Source organism: Rhodococcus sp. ENV425 (assembly GCF_002887785.1).
Lineage (GTDB): Bacteria > Actinomycetota > Actinomycetes > Mycobacteriales > Mycobacteriaceae > Rhodococcus > Rhodococcus aetherivorans.
In genome coordinates, this window is the sequence record NZ_PCZU01000072.1 from 1 (window position 1) to 3,909 (window position 3,909).

The 3,909-nt window shown below is 74.0% G+C and carries 3 protein-coding genes and 1 pseudogene; 3 read left to right on the top strand and 1 reads right to left on the bottom strand.

Features of this window, described 5'->3' with window-relative positions; translation table 11 throughout:
• Nucleotides 1-1,024: glycerol-3-phosphate dehydrogenase/oxidase (locus CQZ88_RS05590; RefSeq protein ID WP_102799369.1), on the top strand; the 1,024-nt coding region annotated here is incomplete at its 5' end.
• An 83-nt stretch (nucleotides 1,025-1,107) separates the two neighbouring features.
• Complete coding sequence (locus tag CQZ88_RS05595) at nucleotides 1,108-2,649, top strand: serine/threonine-protein kinase (protein WP_050035118.1); 1,542 nt, start codon at nucleotides 1,108-1,110, stop codon at nucleotides 2,647-2,649.
• 117 nt (nucleotides 2,650-2,766) lie between these two features.
• On the opposite strand, the gene CQZ88_RS05600 is transcribed toward CQZ88_RS05595, so the two are convergent.
• Nucleotides 2,767-3,270, bottom strand: a complete 504-nt coding sequence (locus tag CQZ88_RS05600) for a DUF427 domain-containing protein (protein ID WP_050035119.1) — start codon at nucleotides 3,268-3,270, stop codon at nucleotides 2,767-2,769.
• 160 nt (nucleotides 3,271-3,430) lie between these two features.
• Here CQZ88_RS05600 and CQZ88_RS05605 point away from each other — a divergent pair.
• Nucleotides 3,431-3,909, top strand: a pseudogene (locus CQZ88_RS05605) (glycosyl transferase); the annotation flags it as partial.

The window sequence follows — 3,909 nt, forward strand, 5'->3', positions numbered from 1 at the left end:
GCGCGGGGGACTGCTCGCCTACGACGGCCAGCTCGTCGACGACGCCCGGCTCGTCGTCGCCCTCGCCCGCACCGCCGCCTCCTACGGCGCCCGCATCCTCACCCGCGTCGACGCCCACTCCGTCACGGCCGACGGCGCCGCCCTGCGCGACACCCTCACCGGCACCGAGGTGCGGGTGACGGCCCGCGCCGTGATCAACGCGGCGGGCGTGTGGGCGGGACAGGTGGATCCGTCGATCCGGCTGCGACCGAGCCGCGGCACCCACCTCGTGCTCGCCGCCGCCGCCCTCGGCAACCCCACGGCCGCGCTCACCGTGCCGATTCCCGGCGCCACCAACCGGTTCGTCTTCGCGCTGCCCGCCCAGCTGGGCCGCATCTATCTGGGACTGACCGACGAGGAGGCGCCCGGCGCGCTGCCCGACGTCCCGCAGGCCACCGACGGTGAGATCGACTTCCTCCTCGACACCGCCAACACGGCCCTCGCCGTGCCCCTGACCCGCAACGACGTCCTCGGCACCTTCGCGGGACTGCGGCCGCTGCTCGACTCTTCCGCGCCGGGTACCGACACCGGCGGCGGCACCGCGGACCTGTCGCGCCGGCACGCGGTCGTGCGCTCCGAGTCCGGTCCGATCGGCATCGTCGGCGGCAAGCTCACCACCTACCGGCGGATGGCGCAGGACGCCGTCGACGCGGCCGTCGAGACGGCCGGACTGCGTGTCGGGCCGTGCCGCACCCAGCGGCTCCCCCTCGTCGGCGCCGCGACTCCTGCCGTGCTGCGCACCGTCGCCGCCCCGGCGAACCTGGTGCGGCGCTACGGCACCGAGGCGGCCCTGCTCGCCGCGGACCCGCGCCGGCTGGAACCGATCGTCCCCGGGCTCGACGTCAGCCGCGCCGAACTGGAATTTGCCGTCACCCACGAGGGCGCCCTCGACGTCGACGACATCCTCGACCGCCGCACCCGGATCGGGCTCGTGCCCGGCGACCGGGCCCGGGCGCTCGACGCCGCCGGGGATGTGTCGGCCTGACCGCCGGAGCGTCCGGCCCGGCACTCTTCACGTGCGCGATATTCTGAGACGGCTGTCGGGCGGGCGCCGCGACGGACTCGGGAGTGGACGACACCGTGGGAGAACTGCAGACCGGCTCCGTGTTCGCCGGGTACCGTATCGAACGCCGCCTCGGCACGGGAGGGATGGGCAGCGTCTACCTGGCGCGGCATCCGAACCTGCCGCGTTTCATCGCGCTGAAGCTGCTCGACCCGTCGGCGACCGCGAACCCGGGAAACCGCAGCCGGTTCCTCCGGGAGGCCGACCACGTCGCGCGGCTCGAACATCCCAACATCGTCACCGTGTACGACCGCGGCAATGTCGGCGACCAGTTGTGGATTGCGATGCAGTACGTGGACGGCACCGACGCGGTGGGTGCACTGCGCAGGGGACCGATGCCTCCGGGGCGCGCCGTGCACATCGTGTCCGAGACCGCCCGCGCGCTCGATTACGCGCATGCACACGGGATACTGCACCGCGACGTCAAGCCCGCGAACATCCTGCTCACGCCGAGCGGAGCGAGCGAACCCGAGCGCGTCCTGCTCGCGGACTTCGGGATCGCGAAGAGCCTCGACAGCACGGCGGTCACCGAGACCGGCATGCTCGTCGCCAGCCTGCAGTACGCGTCCCCCGAACAGATCGAGGGGCGGCCCCTCGGCCCCCGGACCGACGTCTACGCCCTCGGGTGCACGCTCTATCAGCTGCTCACGACGCGGCCACCGTATCCGGGGTCCGAGCCGGCCCATCTGGTCCACGCGCATCTGCATCTGCCCCCGCCGCGCCCCACCGCGGCGCGGCCGGACCTGCCGTCCGCGTTCGACGATGTGATCGCCCGCGCGATGGCCAAGCGCCCCGAGGACCGCTTCCCCACGTGCGGTGCGCTGGCCGCGGCCGCGCGTGCCGCTCTCACCGAGCCGGTCACCGAGCCCGTCACCGCGCCGACCCGGGCGGTCACCGCCGCCGAACCCGCCCCCGTGTCCGCCGGTCCGACCGCCCCGCCCGGACACCCGACGTCGCGTTCCCGTCGGCCGCTGCTCGTGCTGCTGGGCGCCGCGGTCGTGGGCCTCGCGCTCGTCGGATCGCTGACGTGGATCCTGCCCGGCCGCGGCGAGGCGCCGGAGCCGGATGTGCGGGCCGACACCTCGGCCACCGGGCAGATCGACAGCCCCGGTCCGGTGGTGCCGCCCCCCGCGACGGTCACGGCGGAGGTCACCGACCTCCCCACCACTTCGTCCGCACCGACGACCACGGCCCCGCCGCAGAGCCGCCCGGACCGCATCCCGGTCGCGCAGGCGGACACCCGGGGCTTCGACGACGACATCGGGCCGCGCTGCAACTCGACCGACGAGGCCGTCGCGGTGGCGCGCACGTCGGAGTCGCGGGTCCTGGTGTGCCGCAACGACTTCGATCGCCTCTACTACAAGGGCCTGCGGCTCAGCGACGGTGCCGACATCGAACTGGCCGACGCCGCCCCGGCCGCCGCCGGATTCACCGTCGTGGCCGGACCTGTTCGCTACACGTTCGACGAGGACGAACTGCTGATCATCGACAACGGAACGGTCACCACCCGCGAGCAGGTGCTCCAGTTCTGGTCGGCGTATCCGTGACCGCCGCCGCCGCGGAACGGCCACCCCGTGGGACTGTTGCCGCCGATCTCCGCGCCGATCGGTGGCCGTCCCCGGATTCGGGCCCGTCGCCGCGGCCGTGCCCGCCCCTCCCTGCGATCACCAGTAGCGACTGCCGGGCCCGCCTTTGAAGGGGCCGACCACCCGATCGGTGATCCAGCCGCCGTAGAAGCCCCCCGCCTGGGGACGCACCCGCTCGCCGTCGACGAAACAGCCGTCCATCGGACCCGGCATGACTGCCACATGCCCGACGAGTGCCTCGTATCCGGCAACCGGCCGGGGATAGTGCCACGCCGCACGCTCGGCGACGTGTCCGCCTGCCACGACGTCGAAATAGTCGGCCCGTCCCTTCCACTCGCACACCGTGCTCCCGGGAACCGGCCGCAGGACCCCCTCGGCGAAGCATGTCCGGGGCAGGTAGTAGGTCGGCGGGTGGCTCGTCTCCAGCAGCCGCAACGGGGTGCGGGTGCGCGCGACGAGTTGCCCGCCGAACCACACCTCGACCAGCTCGTCGCTCCGTCGGACCACGGGCGGCCGTGGGTAGTCCCACACCGACTCCTGCCCTGGACCGACGGGGTCCGGCACCGGATGGCCGCTCCTCACGGGACACCTGCCGACATCGTCATGCTTCCAGGCTCGCACGTACGACGCGGTGGGCACAGCCCGGGCGAGCCCCACCGCCGAGGCGCTGCAGCGGCGGCCGGTACTCCCGGCGTCGCCTCCACAACCGGGTAGCGCGGAGCGGGTGTGGCAGTCTGAGCCGATGCGAGTGGCGGTGGTGGCCGGGCCCGACGCCGGGCATGCGATCCCGGCGATAGCCCTGAGCCTGCGTCTGGCCGAGGCGGGCGACGAGCCCGTCCTCTTCACCGGCGAGCGGTGGCTCGGCCTCGACCTGGACGGGGTGACGCTCGCGCCGCTCGCCGGGCTGGCCCCGCGTCCGGAGGACGACGATGCCGATGCCGGTGCCCGCATCCATGCCCGCGCCGCCCACATCGCGTCCGAGATGCTGCCCGGGCTCAGCGCCTTGCTGCCCGACCTCGTCGTCTCCGACGTGCTCACCGCGGGCGGCGGCATGGCCGCCGAACGCCTCGGTATCCCCTGGGTGGAGCTGTCGCCCCATCCGCTGTATCTGCCCTCGCGGGGGCTGCCCCCCATCGGCAGCGGTCTCGCCGCAGGCACCGGGCTGCGCGGGCGCGCGCGGGACACGGTGCTGCGCGCGGCGACCGCCCGGTCGATCCGGCA